The following is a 17,965-nucleotide window of genomic DNA, read 5'->3' as shown; positions in this document are numbered from 1 at the left end:
CCTGTTACCCGTGGCAATGCGGGGCGAATGAGCGCATGCTGGATTCCTGGTCCGCGTTATTGGAGTTGTTCGATGGACAATCTTGATCTCGCCGTACCGGTTCTGAGCCGGGGGAAACACCGCAGTCCGCGCAAAGGCGCCTGCTTCATGGAGTTCGCGTCCTACCTGGCCGGTGAGCCGTGGTCGGACCACCCGTCGTGCACGCATGCGCTGCTGGCCGGCGTCGCGCGCGACGTGAACGACTGCACGACGGACTCCGGCCGGTCCCGGCTGGCTCCGTTGATCCCGTCGGTCATCGGCCTGACCCCGGACGACCCGCATGTCGTGCCGCGGGTGACCGCGCGCTGCATCCGGCACGCGCTGCCCGTCGTCTCGCAGGAGCGCCAGTACATCCTGGCCGTCGCCCTGCTGGTGGGGGAGAAGCAGCTCGCCCTGATCGACGGCCGGCCGCCCGACGACATCGAGCCGGAGTCGCTCGCGGTGCTGGAGGCGGTCCCGTCGGCGACCAAGTGGGCGCGGTCCTTCACCGCCCGCTCGCGTCGCGCGACCCCGGACTTCGCCCGCCGTACGGCGCCCCGTGCTGTCTCCTGCGCGGTCGAGGGGATCTCGCAGGCGTGCGTACCGGATCCGGACGACCGGCTGTACCAGCTCCTCCTCGACGCCATCGCCGAGACCAAGGCGTGGGTGCCCGCACCCGCACCCGAACCGGTTACGCGCGAGGTCGTACGCTTCACGGTGTGACATCGGAGATCGATACCGGATCAGGTCTGCTGCCGGTCCACGAGTGGGGATCTGCTGACGCCGAGGCGCCGGGAGTCCTGCTGCTGCAGGAGATCTTCGGGGTCTCCGACTACATCAAGCAACGCGCGGCGGACCTGCACGCCCTCGGGTACTACGTGGTCGCGCCGGAGATCTACTGGCGGCTGGACGACACCGAGCTGGACGAGTCCTCGCCGGAGCTCCTGCCGCGCGCGATGGGCATCGTCGGACGCCTCGACTGGGATCAGGCCGTGACGGACGCTGTTGCCGCGCTGGAGTACCTGAAGGCGCGGGGAAAGGGCACCGGGGTCGTCGGCTTCTGCTTCGGAGGCGGCCTGGGCTACAACGTGGCCGCTGTGTCGTCGCCGGATGTTCTCGTGAGCTACTACGGCTCCGCGCTGCCCGGTCTGCTCGAGCTCGCGCCGCAGGTGACCGCAACCAGCCTGCACCACTTCGGCAACACCGACGCGTTCCTGGATGTCGACGCGATCGTCCCCGCATTGGGCGACGTCGAGATCCACAGGTACGACGGGGCCGGCCACGCCTTCGACAACCCGCTCCCGATGTTCCACCACGAAGAGGCGTCCGCGCTGGCGTGGCGCCGTACCGAAGACTTTCTCGCCCAACACCTCCCAACCTCCCAAGGACAAGCATGAGCCTGTACGACATCCCGTTGACCACCCTGTCCGGCGCCGCGACCTCGCTCGGCGAGTACAAGGGCAAGGTCGTCCTGGTCGTGAACGTGGCGTCGAAGTGTGGTCTGACGCCGCAGTACGAGGGCCTGGAGAACCTGCAGAAGCAGTACGCGTCCCGCGGCTTCACGGTGCTCGGCGCCCCTTGCAACCAGTTCGGCGGCCAGGAGCCCGGCACCGCCGAGGAGATCGACACGTTCTGCTCCACGACGTACGGCGTCACGTTCCCGATGCTCGACAAGCTCGAGGTCAACGGCGAGGGCCGCCACCCGCTCTACGCCGAGCTGACCCAAACCCCCGACGCCGAAGGCGAGTCCGGCGACATCCAGTGGAACTTCGAGAAGTTCCTCCTCACCCCCGAAGGCACGGTCGCCGCCCGCTTCCGCCCCCGCACCGAACCGGAGTCCGCCGAGGTAGTCGCAGCCATCGAGGCGCAACTCCCGAAAAACTAGTCGAGGGGTTTCTTTGCCTCGGAGGTCATTGCTGCGGTGAGGACTTCCGAGGTGAGGGCTATTTGCCAGGCTCGGGCGTGGTGGTCTCGGAGGAAGGTCTCGACCACTTCGAGGTTCACGTCCGGTGGTGGGGACCAGGCGAGGCGGCGGATCGTGTCCGGGGCCAGCAGGTTCTCGGTGGGGAGGCGGTGGGCCTCGGCGATCTCGGCGACAGCGGTGCGGGCGGCCGACAGGCGGGCTGCGGCGTCCGGGTCGCGGTCGGCCCAGGCGCGGGCCGGCGGCGGGCCGTCGTACCTCGGGCCCTGCTTGGGGAGTTCGGAGTCGGGGAGCTTGCGGGCGTGGTCGATCGCCTCCCACCAGGTCCGCATGTGGCGGTGGGCGCCGCGGCCTTTGAAGGCGGTGAGCTTCTGCAGCGTGTCGCGGTCGGTCGGCATCGCGGACGCGGCCTCGACGATCGCGGCGTCCGGCAGCACCCGGCCGGGGGAGATGTCGGCGGACTCGGCGATCTGGTCGCGGGCCTCCCACAGCGCCCGGACGGTCGCCAGGCTGCGGCGGTTCCGGACGCGGTGCATACCTGAAGTACGGCGCCACGGGTCCGGCTTCGGCTCCCGCGGGGGAGCGTCGAGGATCGCGGCGAACTCCTGCTCCGCCCAATCCCACTTGCCTTCGCGGCGCAGCTCCTGCTCGATCGCGTTCCGCAGCTCGATCAGCATCTCGACGTCCAGGGCGGCGTACACCAGCCAGGGCGCCGGGAGCGGCCGGGTCGACCAGTCGGCCGCGGAGTGCTCCTTGCGCATCCGGTAGCCGAGTACTTCGCTCACGAGCGAGGCGAGCCCGACTTTCGGGTACCCGAGCAGGCGGCCGGCGAGTTCGGTGTCGAACACCTGCCGCGGCACCATCCCGACCTCGGCCAGGCAGGCCAGGTCCTGGTTCGCGGCGTGGATGATCCACTCGGCGTCGACGATCGCGTCGCCGAGCGCGGACAGGTCGCCGAACGGGATCGGGTCGACGAGCGCGGAGCCGGAGCCCTCGCGGCGCAGCTGGACCAGGTACGCGCGGTGCGAGTAGCGGTAGCCGGAGGCGCGCTCGGCGTCGACAGCCACCGGACCGGTGCCGGAGCGGAACGCCTCGACCGTCTCGGTCAGCACGCTGTCGGTGTCGATCACCTCGGACAGCCCGTCCCTGAGCTCGAGCAGGGGCAGTTGGGCAGCCGGGTCGGCCGATTCGGAGGGCTGGGTGTCAGCTGGGCTCATCGGCCCCGCTGTCCACGCCGGGTCGGCATCGCGACCACCCCCGGCGGCACCGGCGGCAGTCCGGCCGCCGTACACAGCACTTCGCCCCACGCCTCGGCGTGCGTGGTCACGTCGACCAGTCCGCCGGGGCCGGGCACAGGACTCCAGGACGCGCGGATCTCGATCTCCGCCGTCGCGTCGTCGTCGGCCATGCCGCCGAAGCTCTCGGATACCACCCTGGTGACGGTACCGCTCGGGGCCAGGAAGTCGGCACCCCGGTCCGCCAGGGCCTCCATCAGCCAGGTCCAGCCCACGCCGCCGAGCAGCGCGTCGGTCACCATCTCCGGTTCGACGGCGGCGCGCACGTATGCGACACAGCGGAAGGTCGACTGCCAGGCGTCGTTCCCGGCCGGGTCGTAGAGGACGACCAGACGGCCGGTGGCGACATCGTCACCGTCGACCGTCACGTCGGCGCTGACCGCCGCCGCATGCGGTGCGATCCGCTGCGGTGCGGGCATCTCCTCGACGAAAACCTCGGGCCGGAACCGGGCACCTCGTAACTGCGAGACTGCCTCGGCGAACTCCGCGGGTGGCGCGTCGACCTGCTTGCGGGCACCCATATCGGCAGCCTACGACCGATTACTCACCGCCGCCTGCTAAGACGCGCCGGTAACAGCACGCGACCAGGTAAGCAGGCGCCGATCGCAGCGTGGGATCATCGCTGTGTGCCAGTGACGCCACTCTCCACTCCGGACCGTTCCGCCTATCTGCTCGCCGCCCGGGGTGAGCCGGTGCCGCACACTCCGGTGTGGTTCATGCGGCAGGCCGGGCGGGCGCTGCCCGAGTACCGTGCCGTGCGCGAGGGCATCACGATGCTCGAGTCCTGTATGCGGCCCGACCTCGTCGTCGAGATAACGCTGCAGCCGGTCCGCCGTTACGGCGTCGACGCGGCGATCTACTACTCCGACATCGTGCTCCCGCTGAAAGCCGCCGGGTTCGACGTCGAGATCAAGCCGGGGGTCGGCCCGGTCGTCGCGGACCCGATCCGGGACGCCGCGGGCGTTGCCACGGTCCGCCCGGTCACTCCGAGCGACGTTGCGTTCACCACTGAGGCGGTGCAGCAGTTGGTCGCCGCGCTCGGCAGTACGCCGTTGATCGGGTTCGCCGGCGCCCCGTTCACGGTCGCGTCGTACCTGGTCGAGGGCGGGCCCAGCAAGGACTTCGCCAAGACCAAGGCGATGATGCACGGCGACCCGGACCTGTGGCACGCGCTGGCCGACCGGCTCGCGGACGTCGCGATCGCGTATCTGGCCGTGCAGGTCGAGGCCGGCGCGTCGGCGATCCAGCTGTTCGACTCGTGGGCCGGTGGGTTGTCGCCGCGGGACTACGAGCGGTTCGTGCAGCCGCACTCCGCGAAGGTTTTCGAGGCGCTCAAGGAGTACGGCGTACCGCGGGTGCACTTCGGCGTGAACACCGGCGAGCTGCTCGGTCTGATGAGCGAGGCCGGGGCCGATGTCGTCGGCGTCGACTGGCGCGTCCCGCTGGACGAGGCGGTACGCCGGGTTACTTCCGCCGGGGGCGCCCCGAAGCCGGTCCAGGGCAACCTCGACCCGGCCCTGCTGTTCACCGGGTGGGAGACGATCGAGCCCGAGATCGACCGGATCCTCGCCGAGGGCAAGGCGGCCCCCGGTCACATCTTCAACCTCGGCCACGGCGTCCCGCCGAACGCCGATCCCGAGGTGCTGCACCGGATCGCGCAGTACGTCCAGACGAAGTCGGCCCATGTACCTGCCTGACCACGACGTGACACTGGAGCCGCTGCGCCCGGACCACGCCGACGCCGTACTCGCCTTCGAGCGGGACAACCGGCAGTACTTCGCCTCGTGGATCTGGGACCGCGGCGACGAGTTCTTCACGGACTACGCGACCCGCTACGCCGCGCTGCTCGCCGAGCAGGAGGCCGGCGTCTGCCGCTTCCACGTGCTGGTCGACAACACCGGGGCGGTGGTCGGCCGCGTGAATTTGATGGACCTCGAGAACGGGTCGGCCGAGCTGGGCTACCGGATCGCCGAGAAGTGGGCCGGGAAGGGCCTCGCGACGGCGGCCGTGCGGGCGGTCATCGAGGTCGCACGGACGGAGTACGGACTGACGGCGCTGACGGCCGGGGCGTCGAACCACAACGGCGCCTCGCAGGCGGTGCTGACGCGCACCGGGTTCCGCGCGGTCGGAAGCTCCAGCACCGACCTCGGGCCGGGCATGAAGTACGAGTTGAGCTTGGAGACCGCGTGAACCGGGTGATCGTGGTCGGTGGCGGGATCAGCGGGCTGGCGGCGGCGCACGCGCTCGCGACCGGGCTGAACCCGCCGCGGATCACGGTCCTCGAAGGGTCGCCGCGGCTCGGCGGGAAGCTGGCCGGCGACGCGATCGAGGGCGTGCCGGTCGACCTGGGCGCCGAGTCGGTGCTGGCGCGGCGGCCGGAGGCGGTGGACCTGATCCGCGCCGTCGGGCTCGGCTCCGACCTGGTGCATCCGGCAACGACCTCGGCCGGGCTGTGGGTCGGCGACCGGATCCGCGCGATCCCGCCGACCGTGATGGGCGTCCCGGTCGATCCGGCCGCGACCGCCGACGTACTCGGGGACGCGGCGGCCGAGCAGGTCGCGCATGAGACCGACCTGCCTGCGCCAGCGCTGACGGAGGACGTGGCGATCGGGCGGTTCGTCGCCGACCGCATGGGGTCCGCGGTGACCGACAAGCTGATCGACCCGCTGCTCGGCGGCGTGTACGCCGGGAAGGCCGACGAGATCTCGTTCGCAGCCGCCGTACCCGACCTGTACGCGAAGCTGCGGACCGCGCCGAGCCTGCTCGCCGCCACGGCCGAGCTGCGCGAACTGGGCCAGAAGCGCGCCGGCCAACCGGTCTTCGCCGGCATCGTCGGCGGCATCAACCGCCTGATCGGCGCGCTCGAGCGGGACCTGACCGCCCGCGGCGTCGAGATCCGCACCAAGCTCGCCGTACGCCGGATCTCGCGGACCGCTGACGGGTTCGAGCTGGAGGCGGGACCGGTGCCCGCGCCGACGTACCTCTCGGCGGACGCGGTCGTGGTCGCCGTGCCGGCTGCTCCCGCCGGACGGATGCTGGGGGAGTTGGTGCCCGCGGCATCGACCGAGCTGGCGGCGGTGGAGTACGCGAGCATGGCGATCGTCACGCTCGCGGTCCGGAAGCGCGACTGGCCGTCGGAGGCCACCGGGTCCGGGTTCCTGGTGCCGTCCGTGGAGGGCCGGACGATCAAGGCCTCGACGTACTCGCACGCCAAGTGGGCGTGGTCCGCGGAGGCCGGGGGAGAGCTCGCGGTACTGCGTGCCTCGGTCGGGCGTCTCGGTGAGGAGTACGTGCTGCAGCGGTCCGACGATGAGCTGGTTCGGCTCGCGGCGGCCGACCTGCGTACGGCGATCGGCCTGCAGGCCGAGGTGGTCGGGTCGCTGGTGACGCGGTGGGGCGGTGGTCTTCCGCAGTACGCCGTCGGGCACCTGGATCGCGTCGACCGGGTCGAGGCCGCGGTGGCCGGCGTACCCGGGCTGGCGGTCTGCGGAGCGGCGTACCGGGGTGTCGGCATCGCCGCATGTGTGGCCTCGGGTGCCAAGGCGGCCACCCGGGTGCGGGAGCACCTGAATGCATTGGAGACAATGAAGTCGTGACTGGTAAGCCGAAAGCCCGTGAGCTCAACGACGTGATCCGCTACACCCTCTGGTCGGTGTTCAAGGTCGAGACGCCGCTCGGTGACGTCGACCGGGACGAGCTGACCGCCGAGCTCAACGATCTGGTCGGGAAGCTCGCCGCCGACGACGTGGTGATCCGCGGGTTCTACGACGTCGAAGCCTTCCGGGCCGACGCCGACTTCATGATCTGGTGGCACGCGCCGACGTCGGACGCGCTGCAGCAGGCGTACCACCAGTTGCGCCGCTCGCGGCTCGGGCGGCACCTGGTCCCGGTCTGGTCGCAGTTCGCGCTGCACCGGCCGGCCGAGTTCAACAAGAGCCACATCCCGGCGTTCCTGGCCGACGAGGAACCGCGGCCGTACATCTGCGTGTACCCGTTCGTCCGGTCCTACGAGTGGTACCTGCTGCCGGACGAGGAGCGCCGGTTCATGCTCGCCGAGCACGGCAAGATGGCGCGCACCTACCCGGACGTGCGGGCGAACACCGTGGCGTCGTTCGCGCTCGGCGACTACGAGTGGATCCTGGCGTTCGAGGCCGACGAGCTGCACCGGATGGTCGACCTGATGCGCGACCTGCGCGCCTCGACCGCCCGCCGGCACGTCCGCGAAGAGGTCCCGTTCTACACCGGCAAGCGGACCGCGATCGGTGACCTGATCGCGAACCTGGCCTGATGCACCGCAAGGCGTTCCCGGTGCTCTACGTCGCCGACGTACGCCGGTCCGTCGAGTTCTACACGCTTCTCGGCTACGAACCGACGTACCAGTTCCCGCTGGAGGGCGAGCCGCACTACGTCGGCCTGGAGCGCGGCGACTCGTCCCTCGGCCTGTCCGATGCCAACTGGCCCGAGGCCCAGCTCGGCATCACGGTCGGTGCGGCGCCACGCTTCGAGCTGTTCGTGTACGTCGACGACGTCGAGGCGGAGGTGGAACGCTTCCGCGCGGCCGGCTACCCGGTCCTGCAGGAGCCGGCCACGATGCCGTGGGGCGAGCGCCAGGCGTACCTCGCCGACCCCGAAGGCAACCCCGTGGCGCTCGCAACGCCGGTTTAGGTGCCGGGCTTCTGCAGCAGGTAGTCCTCGGCGCGCATCGAGGTCGGGGGCCGGACGTCCGATGGGATCAGCTCGCGCAGGTCCCGCTCGGTGAGCTTGTCCGGGTCGCTGGCCGACAGCCGGGTGGCCTGGTTGGAGACGGCCTCCTCGAGCACGTTCCGGATGAAACGGCCGTTACCGAAGCTGTGGCCACGCGGCGCGGGCGGGATGACGGCGCGGACCTTGTCCAGCACTTCCTCGCCGTAGATCATGCCCTTCTGCCGGGCCTGCAGCTCGAAGATCGCGACCAGTTGGTCGGTGTCGTACTCGCTGAACGACAGCAGCTTCGGGAACCGGGACTGCAGACCGGTGTTGGACTCCATGAACCGCTGCATCTCGCGGTGGTACCCGGCGACGATCACGATGCAGTCGTTGCGGTGGTCCTCCATCAGTTTCAGGACCGTTGCGACCGCTTCCAGGCCGTAGTCGCCCGGAGTGTTCTCCGGCGTCAGGCTGTACGCCTCGTCGATGAACAGCACGCCGCCGAGCGCCTCGCGGAACTTGGCCGCGGTCATCGGCGCGGTCGAACCGACGCCGGCGCCGACCAGGTCGGAGCGGTCGACCTCGACCACGTGACCCTTCTCGAGGACACCGAGCTGGTGGTAGATCCGGCTGAGCAGACGGGCGATCGTGGTCTTCGCCGTACCGGGCTTCCCGACGAACACCATGTGCCGTGCGCGCTCGTGACTCGGCAGCCCGAGCTCGGAGCGGCGCAGGTTCGTCTTCACCTCGGCGACCATCCGGCGGACCGCGTCCTTCACCGACTCCAGGCCGATCAGCGAGTCGAGCTCGGCCAGCGGGTTGTCGCTGAAGTCGAGCGGCTTCGGCAGCGGCTCGTCGAGCGTGCCGCCTTCTGCGTCGCCCGCGCTCTCTTCTTCCTTCTTGACGTCCTTCCAGGCGGCCGAGAGCGAGGCCTCCTGGTTTGCCGCGGCCTGGTTCTCGAGGGCGTTCCAGCGTTCCCGGTCGAGCATCCGGAACAGCGTGGTCAGGTCCGGGACCTCTGGCTCCGGCCACGGCGCCCGGTTGAGTACACCGGACAGGTGTACGCCGACCCGCGCGGCGGCGGCGCCCCAGGACCGGGCGAGCGGCGCCTGGCCGTTGCGGATCGCGCGGGACATCCACTGGTTGATGTGGCCGTGCCAGCTCTGCAGCGTGAACTTCGGGTCGATCTCCTGGAGTGCCTTGTGCACGTCGACCGCGGAGTTGCCGAGGACGCTCGCGACGGACTGCGGGATTCCCCGGAGGCCGGTGGCCAGGATCAGCTCGGCCAGTATCTGGGCGAAGTCGCCGGCGTACTCGTCCGGGCTCACCATCAGCATCCGGGCGTGCGTGTCCCGGACCGCGTTCAGCGAGTACCGCAGGGCGGCGGTGGGGCCGGCGAGCTCGGGGAGTACGGCGCGCTCGGAGTCCTTGAGCGCCTCGGTACGCCAGTACTTGGCGATGTCGTCGTACTCGCCGGTGATGTGCAGCTCGGTGATTTCGCGGTTGGCCAGCACGCGGTCGAACGCGGCGGTCAGGGCCGTGGCGCGGGCTGCCATCGGGGGAGCGTCGACGAACAGCGCGGCGACGTTGCGGGACAGCTGCAGAGCGTGCTTGCGCCCGTTCTCGCGGAAGCCGCGGGCGCCGGCGATCGCCTGCAGGTGCCAGTCGGTCTGCGCCGCGTAGATCACGTGGCCGCTGCCGCCGAGGCGGGAGGACGGCCGGTAGAACTCGTGGGTGAGCTCGGTCGACAGATCGGCGTACTCACCGTGCAGGACCGGGATCCAGCCGGTCAGCAGCGGAGCCACCTGGTGGGTGTACCAGACCGCGGCGGGGGTGCCCTTGATGAAGTCCGGGAACGCCTCGGGGCGCAACGGCCGCAACGCCTCGGGATCGTCGGCCCAGGCCTTGAGCTGCGCCCGGACGCGGGTCAGCCACGCGCCCGGCACCTCCCACGGCTCCTCCGCCGCCAACACATCGAGAACCCGCGGACTACGGACGTCGTCAGCCACCAATTTCCTTCCCCAGGATCCACCAGCCGCCCCAGTCTAGGACCCCACCGGGCGATCCGTGGGTCAGGCAGGGGTGAGGGTGAGGCTGATGCTGTTGATGCAGTAGCGGAGGTCGGTGGGGGTGCCGTAGCCCTCGCCCTCGAAGACGTGGCCGAGGTGGGAGCCGCAGTTGGCGCAGCGGACCTCGACGCGCTTCATGCCGAGGTCGTGGTCCTCGATGTACTCGACCCGGTCCTCGGCGAGCGGCGCGAAGAACGACGGCCAGCCGCAGTGCGAGTCGAACTTGGTCTCGCTCCGGAACAGCTCCGTGTCGCAGGCCCGGCACTTGTACACGCCGACCGTCTTGGTGTCGGTGTACTCACCGACGAACGGCCGCTCGGTGCCGGCCTGGCGCAGCACGTGGAACTCGGCGGGGGAGAGCTCGGCCTTCCACTCCGCATCGGACTTCTGTACGGCGTACTGCTTGGTCTCATCTGTCACGTGTCCAGTATCGACGCCCGGGCAAGGAAAACCCCGCCCGGGCGCCGCACGTAAGACTGCCGCAATCCTCTCGGGTTACCGCACCCAGGACGGCAGCGGGATCAGCTTGACCACCTGCGGGTCGTGGTCGGAGATCTGATCCGGGAACTCCGCGTTCATGTGGACGACGTCGTACGCCGACGCCGGCCGCAGGTTCTGCGAGATCAGGATCTGGTCGAGGATCTGGCTGTTGCCCTCGAACACGTAGCTGTACCGCTCCGGCAGCGGCAGCGTCCGCGGCAGGTCGATCAGCGCGGTCTTGCCCGAGCCGACCAGGATGTCCGCAGTCTCCGACCAGTCGAAGTCGTTCAGGTCACCGAGGACGACCACGTTCGCGCCCTTGTCCTTGGCCAGGATCTGGTCCACGAATCCGCGGACCACTCCGGCCTGCTGGTGCCGCTTCGCCGCGGTCACCTGCACCGGCGGCTGGAAGCGGCCCCACAGCGGGTTGTCGCCGCCCTTCGAGCTGAAGTGGTTCACGACCACGAACACGGTCTGCCCGTGCCACTTGAACTCGCCCGCGAGCGGCACCCGGGTCGCGGCCCAGGCGTCGTTCGCCGGGTCGATCCGGCCCGGCGACGCGCTCAGGTGCGGCCGGCCGGCGGGGTCGGTGACGATCGTGGTCGCCGTCGTCGAGTCGCCGCCGGGCGTGTCGACGAACTTCACCGCCTTGTCCGTCCGGTACAGGAACGCGACCCGGATGTTGCCGCCCGGCTCACCGCCCTCCTTGTTGTTCACCGGGTCGATCTGCTTCCAGGTGTACTGCGGGCCGCCCGCCTTCACGATCGCAGCGGTCAGCATGCCGAGCGTCTTCTCCGCGGACGTATCACCGGAGTTGACCGCTCCGTCGTCGTCCTGGACCTCCTCGAGACCGAGGATGTCCGGCGACGCGAGGTTGTGCACGACCGCCTCCGCCAGCCCGTCGAACTTGGTGTCGCCGTCGGACGGGTCCAGGTTCTCCACGTTGAACGTCGCCACCGACAGCTGCACCGGCGACGAGGCCTTGGTCGTCTCGCGCTTGACCCCGCCGTCGACCACGGTCGGCGGCGTGGTCGGCAGCAGCTTGAAGTTGCCGAACGAGTAGTCGAGGACACCCGTCACCACACCGGCCAGCTTGTCGCCGGTCTTCGCGTCCGGGATCGTCGTCAGTACGTCGTCCAGCAGCACCCGCTCCGGGTTGCTGTCGGTCTTCTGCAGCAGGATCCCGCCGCGCACCGTACGTACGCCGGCACCAGCCGGTACGACGGACAGCTCGCGGAACGAACTCGTCGGGCCGGTGACCTCCGGCTGGTTGATGCCCAGCCACATGCCCTCCAGCGACTCCCAGAAGTCGAGACCGTCACTGGCCGGGTCGAACGCGGTGCTGGTCGTCTCCACATCTCCGGACGCGTCGTCCTCGATCACTGTCGACGGCGGCACCCGCCCGCCCGGTCCGACGAGCGTCGGCGCCGGTACGGCGGCAGTCCCCGTGACAGTGACCTTCGGATTGGTCAGCTCGGTGGTCGTGAGGTTCGTCGTACCGCCGGAGCCGCCCGGGCGGAACTCGGCGACCGAGCCCTCGACTGTCACGGCGTCGCCCACCGAGACCGTTGGCGCCGAGCTGGTGAACACGAACAGGCCCTCGCTGGTGGCCGGGTCGGCGTCCGGCTGCGGGTCCTGGAACCAGAACCCGTTGCTGCCCTTCACCGTCACCACACCGGGGACATTCGCGACCTGCTTGCCCTCCAGCGGCGACCGGTGCCCGGCGCCCTGGATGTCGTGGATCTTCGCGTCCACCGGCGGCTCGGCCGGACCGCCGGTCAGCGTGCCCGGCGACGGGTTGCCCGCGGCGAAGTCGGCACCGTTGTTGTCGGTGTCCTTCGCCGGGTCGATCCGCGCGGCCGAGGTCGTGTTCGACAGGCCCGGCGCGGGCGCGGTCTCGGAGTCGGTCGCCGTACCGAAGCCGACGTAGTCCTTGACGCCCGCATCCGCGTGGCAGGTGGCGCCGCAGGCGAGCGCGGTCTGGTTCGTGACCAGCGCGACCTTGCCGGTGGACGCGGACATCGGGATGGTCCCGGTCGCGTTCGCCGTCGGCAGCGGCTGGCCGTTCCCGGCGCCCCCACCTTCCTGGACGAGGTAGGCGGTTCCGGGCGCGATGCTGCCGGTCAGCTTCGTCACCTGCCACGACGAGCCCGTCGACGAGGCGTACTGGATCGACCAGCCGCTCACGTCGACCGGGGCCGAGCTGTTGTTGGTCAGCTCCACGAAGTCGTTCTGGTACGGCGCGCCGCTGTTGCCGCCACCGCCGTACACCTCGGTGATGACCACATCGGTGGACGCGGCGTCGGCGGGCCGAGCGATCAGTACGGCGGCGCCGGCTAAGACGAGACTCGAAGTGACCACGAGAGCGCCGATGCGGCGCCGTGATCGGTACAGGGCAGACATTCCCGGATTCTCACACCGGTATGCGGTCGTTCCAAGGTCCAACACGTGAACACGTGCCGAAGGCACGGGTGATCATTCGCCGCGCAACGCCAGCAGCCGGTAGACCTCGACGGGCTCGGCCTTTCCCTTCAAACTGACCAACCCGAGCGACTCGGTGCGGGCCTCCGGCAGCAGGGCCTTCGTCCCCGGGCCGATCGCGACCGCCCCACCCGGGGCCTTCCCCTCGATCCGCGACGCGACGTTCACGGTGTCCCCGATGACGGTATGCGTTCTCCCGCCTTCCGTCCCGAGCAGCGTCACGGACGCGATCCCGCTGTTGATCCCGACCCGGAACCGCGGCCAGTTCGAATGCGCTTCCTGTACGACGGCCGCCGCCTCCTGCAGTGCCAGGCCGGCCTCGGCCGCTCGTTGCGCATGGTCCGGCTGATCGCCACGCTTGTTGAACGTCACCATCAAGGCGTCGCCGATGATCCGGTCCACGTCGCCGCCGTGCCGTTGGACGACCTGCGGCACGACGACCTGGAAGTACGTGTTGAGCATCGCCGTGACCTCGGACGGGTCGTGCTGCTCCGAGAACGACGTGAACCCCTGGAGGTCCGCGAACAGCACGCTCAGCTCGCGCCGTCCCGACACCGTGTCCTCCTGGTAGAGGTCCGCGAACCGCTCCTCGTACCACTGGATCCGGACCCCGGCGACGACCAGCACGAACGCGCTGAGCATCAGCACGTGCCATTCCCACCACGACAACGCCCAGTTCCGGGCGAACACCAGCGCGACCATCGCCTCGCCGAGCAGCACGAACGCCGCGATCATCGACAGCAGCATCAGCGACGGCCGAGCCCACCACGTGCGCAGGTACCTCGCGGCGGAAACGCCGTACAAGAGAACCGTGGGTACGGCGAGTGTTGTGAGGATGCCGTCGGCAACTTCCGGGACGGACGTCGCGTGCAGCGGCCACAACCGCAGTACGGAGGCCACTGCCCACAAGGCCAGCAGCACGAGCAAACCGACCCGCAGTCGTCGCCCCCACACGATGCCGGAGACGGTCAGGCTGGACAGGAACGCGAACACCGACGCCAGCGCGACACCAACCGGAGTCGCGAGCGTGAAGCCGACGTTCGGCGTGTCCAGCAGCACCTTCGGCGTCGCCAACGCGTGTAGTCCGAGAAAGCCTGCCGCGGACAGGAATGCCAACGACACAAACAGGACGCGCGCGTCACCTCGCCGCAGTGCCGCCGCGCCGGTCGTGTAGGCGAGTATGGCGCTGAGCGTGGCAGTCAACAGCACCAGCCAGAAGTGCGCGGGATGATGCTCCCAATGCACGTCGAGCCGTGGCTCCTGCAGCACCAGCGCGAGGCCCACGAGCGGCAGGACCAGCACCAGCGCAGTCAGTCCGGCCATGGCCGGCGTGTAGACGAACTTCCGCTCAGGCATCCGACCGCACCTTGAGGTGCGTGTGGATCTGCGAGACCACCACCGATCCCTCACCGACTGCCGACGCCACCCGCTTCACTGACGCGCACCGTACGTCGCCGACCGCGAACAGCCCCGGCACTGTCGTCTCGTACGGCTGCGGAGGCCGATCCTCGTGCCACTGCGGATCCGCCGCGGCATCCGACCCGGTCAGTACGAAACCGTGCGCGTCCCGCCCCACCTCGGCCGGCAGCCAATCAGTCCCAGGCACCGCCCCGATCATCACGAAGAGTCCGTCGGACGGGACCGTCTCCTCGTCACCGGTTCGCCGATCCCGCAGTACGACGTACTCCAGCCGCCCGTCGCCACCGCCGCCGGTCACCTCGCTCGACGCCCGCACGATCACGTTGTCGGCGGCAACGATCGCGTCGATGAGGTACTGCGACATGCTCGCGGCCAGATCCTCACCACGGATCACCAGCAACACCCGACGGCAGTACCGCGCGAGGTGCAGAACCGCCTGCCCGGCCGAGTTCCCGCCGCCGACCACGCACGCATCCCGATCCTGCAGACCGTGCGCCTCGGACACGCTCGCGCCGTAGTACACTCCGGCACCCACAAGCTTCTCCAGCGAAGGTACGTCGAGCCGCCGGTAGGACACGCCGCTCGCCAGCACGACCGCCCGGGCTGTCACCTCGCCCACCGCACCGATCTCGGCGACGAACTGATCGCCCCGTTTCTCCAGCCGCTCCACCGTCCGCATCAGCACGAAATGCGCCCCGAACACCCACGCCTGCTGGTATCCGCGCTGCGCCAACTCCGACCCGCGAATGCCGCGCGAGAACCCGAGATAGTTGCGGATCAGCGAACTCGTCCCGGCCTGCCCACCGATCGACTCACGCTCCACGACCAGCGTCCGTAACCCCTCGGACGACCCGTACACAGCCGCGGCCAACCCACCCGGTCCGGCCCCGACGACCAGCAGGTCGAACGACCGGTCCGCGTCGGGGGCCAGGGTGGTCGGAACGCCCCACGCCTCGGCGATCTCCGCGTCGGTCGGATCGTGCAGAACCGCACCGCCGACGGCCGGCATCCACACCAGCACCCCGTCGCCGGGATCCGGCTCCCTGATGAATTCGAGTACGTCGTTCGCGAGCGCCGAGCCACTCTCCCGGAACGCGCTCGGGATCCCGTTGCGGGCCAGCAGACTGCGCACGGCCTGACCGCGCACCGACGTACTGGCCGCGATCACGACCACCTCACGCAGGTTGGCGACCTCGAAGCGCGACCACTCCTGGACGAACTCCGCCACCGTGCGGTGGAACAGCTCGTCGTGCGCGATCCACGGCTTCAGCACGTAGTAGTTGATGTCGCCGACCGACATCGCGGTCAGGATCGCGGACGCCGTCGTACGCTCCGCCCAGGCGCCCCACTCGATCAGCAGGGCCCGCCGCGCGTCCGGGTGCAGCGTTCGCGACGCCGCGAGAATCTCGGCCCGCTCGTCGTCGGGGAGCGCATGGTCGACCAGCACCACGGCGACTCGCTGCTCCCACTCGTGCGCGCGCTGTAGACAGTCGAGCGCGGCCGCCGCCGTCACCTCGCCGCGGACCCGGAAGTCCGCGCCGAAGCCGCGATCCAACTCGGTCTCGCATCGTTCCAGACGCTCCGGGTCAGCGTCGACGACGAGAAGTACCGGTCGCGCCGCACGAAGCCGCGACCCACCCCCGGGCACCCCACCCATGTCTGTGACGGTAGGTCCGCACCAACACGGTGGCAATGGTCAAAACGTTTGTTCACCGGTCCTGTCCGCCCCAGTGGGACAGGACCGGTGAACTCTCAGGTTGTCAGTTCACGCTGACAGCGGACCAGGTTGCGGCGACGGCGGCCCGCTCCGGGCTGCTGGCGCCGTACAGATCGGTGGCCGCGTTCAGCGTCGCGGTCCTGGCCTGCGCGTACGTCGTACCGCTCGTCATGTACGTCGTCAGCGCGCGGAACCAGATCTTGCCGACCTTGTCGTGCCCGATACCGGCCAGCGTCGAGCCGTTGCAGGTCGGCCCGTTGTGCGGCAGGCCGCCGATCGTCTTCGCGCCGGTGCCCTCGGCCAGTAGGTAGGCGAAGTGGTTCGCCACGCCGGAGGAGTAGTGCACGTCGAGGTTGCCGACACCGGAGGACCAGCAGTCGGCGGAGTTGCCGTCCTTGCTCGGCTTGTCCATGAACCGCAGCGCCGGGCGGTCCTTCATGATCTCCTCGCCGATGTAGTAGTCACCGGGGTCGGAGGCGTTGTTGGAGTAGAACTCGACGAGCGTGCCGAAGATGTCGCTGGTCGCCTCGTTCAGGCCGCCGGACTCACCCGAGTAGGTGAGGTTCGCGGTGTGTTCGGTGACGCCGTGGGACATCTCGTGGCCGGCCACGTCGATCGAGACCAGCGGACCCGCGACGACGTTGTCGCCGTCGCCGTACGTCATCTGCTTGCCGTCCCAGAACGCGTTCACGTAGTTGGAGCCGTAGTGCACGCGGCTCGGGACACCCTTGCCGTCGCCGAAGATCCCGTTCCGGCCGTGCACGGTCTTGTAGTAGTCGTACGTCGTCGCAGCGCCGTAGTGTGCGTCGACGGCGGCCGTGGCGCGGTCGGAGTTGACGCCCGTGCCCCAGTGGTTGTCCGCGTCGGTGAACCGGGTCGGGGCCGTGCAGCCGAAGCCGAAGAGCTGGCACAGGAGCGAATCGGTCTTGTTGTTCGCGTCGGCGGTGTAGCCCCCGCCACGGGTCGCGTCGGTCAGCGTGAAGCCGCCGGTCGCCGTGGAGGTCTCGAGCGGCACGGTCCCGCTGTACAGGCTCTTGCCGTCACCGGTCGCGGTCTCGATGTGCTGCTCGCTGACCAGTTTCGCGCCGGTCAGAGCGTCCACCGTCGTCGTGATGCGGCTCGGCGTACCGTCGGCCTGGGTGCCGACTGCCGTGACCAGATAGGCCAGCCGCGGCGCGCCCTTGCGGGCCTCGATCACCAGACTCGGCTTGCCGTCGGCCTTCAGGCCCTTGGCGAGCGCCTTCGTGACAGCGGTCGCGCTGCTGACCTTCGGCGTACGGGCGACGTTCGCGCTCCTGCCCAGCGACAGGCTGGCGCCCTTGAAGGCGCCGTCCTTCGACTGGTGCACGACCACGTCGCCGCCGAGGACCGGCAGGCCCCCGATCGTGCGGTCCATCCGGACGTGGCTGGAGCCGTCCTCGTCGACGATCACGTCCTTGACCACGAACGCGTCGGCCGTCGTGGCCCGTAGCGCGGTCAGGTTGCTGCTGATCGCCTCCTTGGCCTTGGCGACGGCCGCGGCGGGGGTGGGGACAGGGGATGCCGTTGGCGCACCGGTCGCTGTGGTGGCGCTGGTCAGTCCGAGGGCGGTAGTGGTCACCACTGCGGTGGCAGCGGCGATCAGGGCGGATCTGTTCATCCTCGCGCTCCTTCTCAGGTGTCCCGGGGGCCTCACGCCCCAGGAACGAGGTGCAGGAACGTTACCGCTCGGTCACCTACCGTGGCCAGAGGTCGAGAAAAGTTGTCTTTCCCGTGTGCCGCACGGAATTTCCGATACGGTCGCCTCAGTGTCAGGGTGATGCTGCCGCTCACGCGGTGGTTGGATCCTGAGCACCCGCTGTCTGGCTCTTACGTTCGGTGTCGCCTTCGGGCTGACGGG

16 protein-coding genes are annotated in these 17,965 nt (G+C 69.7%); 8 read left to right on the top strand and 8 right to left on the bottom strand.

Annotation, left to right across the window (positions count from 1 at the left end; translation table 11 throughout):
* Positions 1 to 72: 72 nt before the first annotated feature.
* The 3 genes from EV649_RS00080 to EV649_RS00070 are packed head-to-tail and all read left to right on the top strand — an operon-like array spanning position 73 to position 1,903.
* A complete protein-coding gene (locus EV649_RS00080; protein ID WP_130379264.1) occupies positions 73 to 741 on the top strand; it encodes a hypothetical protein in 669 nt (222 codons plus the stop codon).
* Positions 738 to 1,415 carry a dienelactone hydrolase family protein gene (locus tag EV649_RS00075; protein ID WP_130379263.1) on the top strand — a complete coding sequence of 226 codons (678 nt, stop codon included), beginning with the start codon at positions 738 to 740 and terminating at the stop codon, positions 1,413 to 1,415. The genes EV649_RS00080 and EV649_RS00075 overlap by 4 nt, the downstream gene beginning before the upstream one ends.
* Entirely contained in the window at positions 1,412 to 1,903 is a 492-nt protein-coding gene (locus EV649_RS00070; RefSeq protein ID WP_130379262.1) for a glutathione peroxidase, read from the top strand. The genes EV649_RS00075 and EV649_RS00070 overlap by 4 nt, the downstream gene beginning before the upstream one ends.
* Here the strand turns inward: EV649_RS00070 and EV649_RS00065 are convergent.
* Both EV649_RS00065 and EV649_RS00060 read right to left on the bottom strand, forming a co-directional pair.
* Positions 1,900 to 3,156 (bottom strand): ribonuclease D, encoded by a 1,257-nt coding sequence (locus tag EV649_RS00065; protein WP_130379261.1) that lies wholly within the window; start codon positions 3,154 to 3,156, stop codon positions 1,900 to 1,902. The two genes, EV649_RS00070 and EV649_RS00065, sit on opposite strands and share 4 nt — an antisense overlap.
* Positions 3,153 to 3,755, bottom strand: a complete 603-nt coding sequence (locus tag EV649_RS00060) for a DUF3000 domain-containing protein (RefSeq protein ID WP_130379260.1) — start codon at positions 3,753 to 3,755, stop codon at positions 3,153 to 3,155. Before EV649_RS00060 ends, EV649_RS00065 begins: the two co-directional genes overlap by 4 nt.
* A gap of 105 nt (positions 3,756 to 3,860) precedes the next feature.
* Here EV649_RS00060 and hemE point away from each other — a divergent pair, with 105 nt between their 5' ends.
* Genes hemE through EV649_RS00035 form a run of 5 tightly spaced genes read left to right on the top strand, consistent with a single transcriptional unit; the run spans position 3,861 to position 7,899 of the window.
* Positions 3,861 to 4,931 (top strand): uroporphyrinogen decarboxylase, encoded by a 1,071-nt coding sequence (hemE, locus tag EV649_RS00055; RefSeq protein WP_130379259.1) that lies wholly within the window; start codon positions 3,861 to 3,863, stop codon positions 4,929 to 4,931.
* Positions 4,918 to 5,424 carry a GNAT family N-acetyltransferase gene (locus tag EV649_RS00050; protein ID WP_130379258.1) on the top strand — a complete coding sequence of 169 codons (507 nt, stop codon included), beginning with the start codon at positions 4,918 to 4,920 and terminating at the stop codon, positions 5,422 to 5,424. The genes hemE and EV649_RS00050 overlap by 14 nt, the downstream gene beginning before the upstream one ends.
* Positions 5,421 to 6,830, top strand: a complete 1,410-nt coding sequence (gene hemG, locus EV649_RS00045; protein ID WP_130379257.1) for a protoporphyrinogen oxidase — start codon at positions 5,421 to 5,423, stop codon at positions 6,828 to 6,830. Before EV649_RS00050 ends, hemG begins: the two co-directional genes overlap by 4 nt.
* Positions 6,827 to 7,522 (top strand): hydrogen peroxide-dependent heme synthase, encoded by a 696-nt coding sequence (gene hemQ / locus EV649_RS00040; RefSeq protein WP_241997613.1) that lies wholly within the window; start codon positions 6,827 to 6,829, stop codon positions 7,520 to 7,522. The genes hemG and hemQ overlap by 4 nt, the downstream gene beginning before the upstream one ends.
* Entirely contained in the window at positions 7,522 to 7,899 is a 378-nt protein-coding gene (locus tag EV649_RS00035) for a VOC family protein (protein WP_130379255.1), read from the top strand. Before hemQ ends, EV649_RS00035 begins: the two co-directional genes overlap by 1 nt.
* Here the strand turns inward: EV649_RS00035 and EV649_RS00030 are convergent.
* From EV649_RS00030 to EV649_RS00005, 6 genes are all read right to left on the bottom strand, one after another.
* The gene (locus EV649_RS00030; protein WP_130379254.1) at positions 7,896 to 9,929 is read right to left on the bottom strand and encodes an AAA family ATPase; all 2,034 of its coding nucleotides are present in this window, start codon (positions 9,927 to 9,929) and stop codon (positions 7,896 to 7,898) included. The two genes, EV649_RS00035 and EV649_RS00030, sit on opposite strands and share 4 nt — an antisense overlap.
* A 63-nt stretch (positions 9,930 to 9,992) precedes the next feature.
* Positions 9,993 to 10,409 carry a peptide-methionine (R)-S-oxide reductase MsrB gene (gene msrB, locus EV649_RS00025; protein WP_130379253.1) on the bottom strand — a complete coding sequence of 139 codons (417 nt, stop codon included), beginning with the start codon at positions 10,407 to 10,409 and terminating at the stop codon, positions 9,993 to 9,995.
* Positions 10,410 to 10,484: 75 nt separating this feature from the next.
* Positions 10,485 to 12,872 carry a lamin tail domain-containing protein gene (locus EV649_RS00020; protein ID WP_130379252.1) on the bottom strand — a complete coding sequence of 796 codons (2,388 nt, stop codon included), beginning with the start codon at positions 12,870 to 12,872 and terminating at the stop codon, positions 10,485 to 10,487.
* 72 nt (positions 12,873 to 12,944) lie between these two features.
* A complete protein-coding gene (locus tag EV649_RS00015) occupies positions 12,945 to 14,306 on the bottom strand; it encodes an adenylate/guanylate cyclase domain-containing protein (protein WP_130379251.1) in 1,362 nt (453 codons plus the stop codon).
* Positions 14,299 to 16,026 (bottom strand): FAD-dependent oxidoreductase, encoded by a 1,728-nt coding sequence (locus tag EV649_RS00010; RefSeq protein WP_130379250.1) that lies wholly within the window; start codon positions 16,024 to 16,026, stop codon positions 14,299 to 14,301. Before EV649_RS00010 ends, EV649_RS00015 begins: the two co-directional genes overlap by 8 nt.
* Before the next feature lie 103 nt (positions 16,027 to 16,129).
* A complete protein-coding gene (locus EV649_RS00005) occupies positions 16,130 to 17,725 on the bottom strand; it encodes a M4 family metallopeptidase (protein ID WP_130379249.1) in 1,596 nt (531 codons plus the stop codon).
* Positions 17,726 to 17,965: the final 240 nt, after the last annotated feature.

Origin of the sequence: Kribbella sp. VKM Ac-2569, assembly GCF_004216905.1 — a bacterium.
GTDB lineage: Bacteria > Actinomycetota > Actinomycetes > Propionibacteriales > Kribbellaceae > Kribbella.
Note: the sequence above shows the minus strand (reverse complement) of the source record. Positions and strands in the feature narration are given on the sequence as shown.

Bases quoted from the DNA above. Each gene is read 5' to 3' on its own strand.
- EV649_RS00010 (WP_130379250.1), bottom strand. From the start codon at position 16,026: ATGGGTGGGGTGCCCGGGGGTGGGTCGCGGCTTCGTGCGGCGCGACCG.
- EV649_RS00060 (WP_130379260.1), bottom strand. From the start codon at position 3,755: ATGGGTGCCCGCAAGCAGGTCGACGCGCCACCCGCGGAGTTCGCCGAG.
- EV649_RS00070 (WP_130379262.1), top strand. From the start codon at position 1,412: ATGAGCCTGTACGACATCCCGTTGACCACCCTGTCCGGCGCCGCGACC.
- EV649_RS00080 (WP_130379264.1), top strand. From the start codon at position 73: ATGGACAATCTTGATCTCGCCGTACCGGTTCTGAGCCGGGGGAAACAC.
- EV649_RS00005 (WP_130379249.1), bottom strand. From the start codon at position 17,725: ATGAACAGATCCGCCCTGATCGCCGCTGCCACCGCAGTGGTGACCACT.
- EV649_RS00065 (WP_130379261.1), bottom strand. From the start codon at position 3,156: ATGAGCCCAGCTGACACCCAGCCCTCCGAATCGGCCGACCCGGCTGCC.
- EV649_RS00020 (WP_130379252.1), bottom strand. From the start codon at position 12,872: ATGTCTGCCCTGTACCGATCACGGCGCCGCATCGGCGCTCTCGTGGTC.
- EV649_RS00015 (WP_130379251.1), bottom strand. From the start codon at position 14,306: ATGCCTGAGCGGAAGTTCGTCTACACGCCGGCCATGGCCGGACTGACT.
- EV649_RS00050 (WP_130379258.1), top strand. From the start codon at position 4,918: ATGTACCTGCCTGACCACGACGTGACACTGGAGCCGCTGCGCCCGGAC.
- EV649_RS00035 (WP_130379255.1), top strand. From the start codon at position 7,522: ATGCACCGCAAGGCGTTCCCGGTGCTCTACGTCGCCGACGTACGCCGG.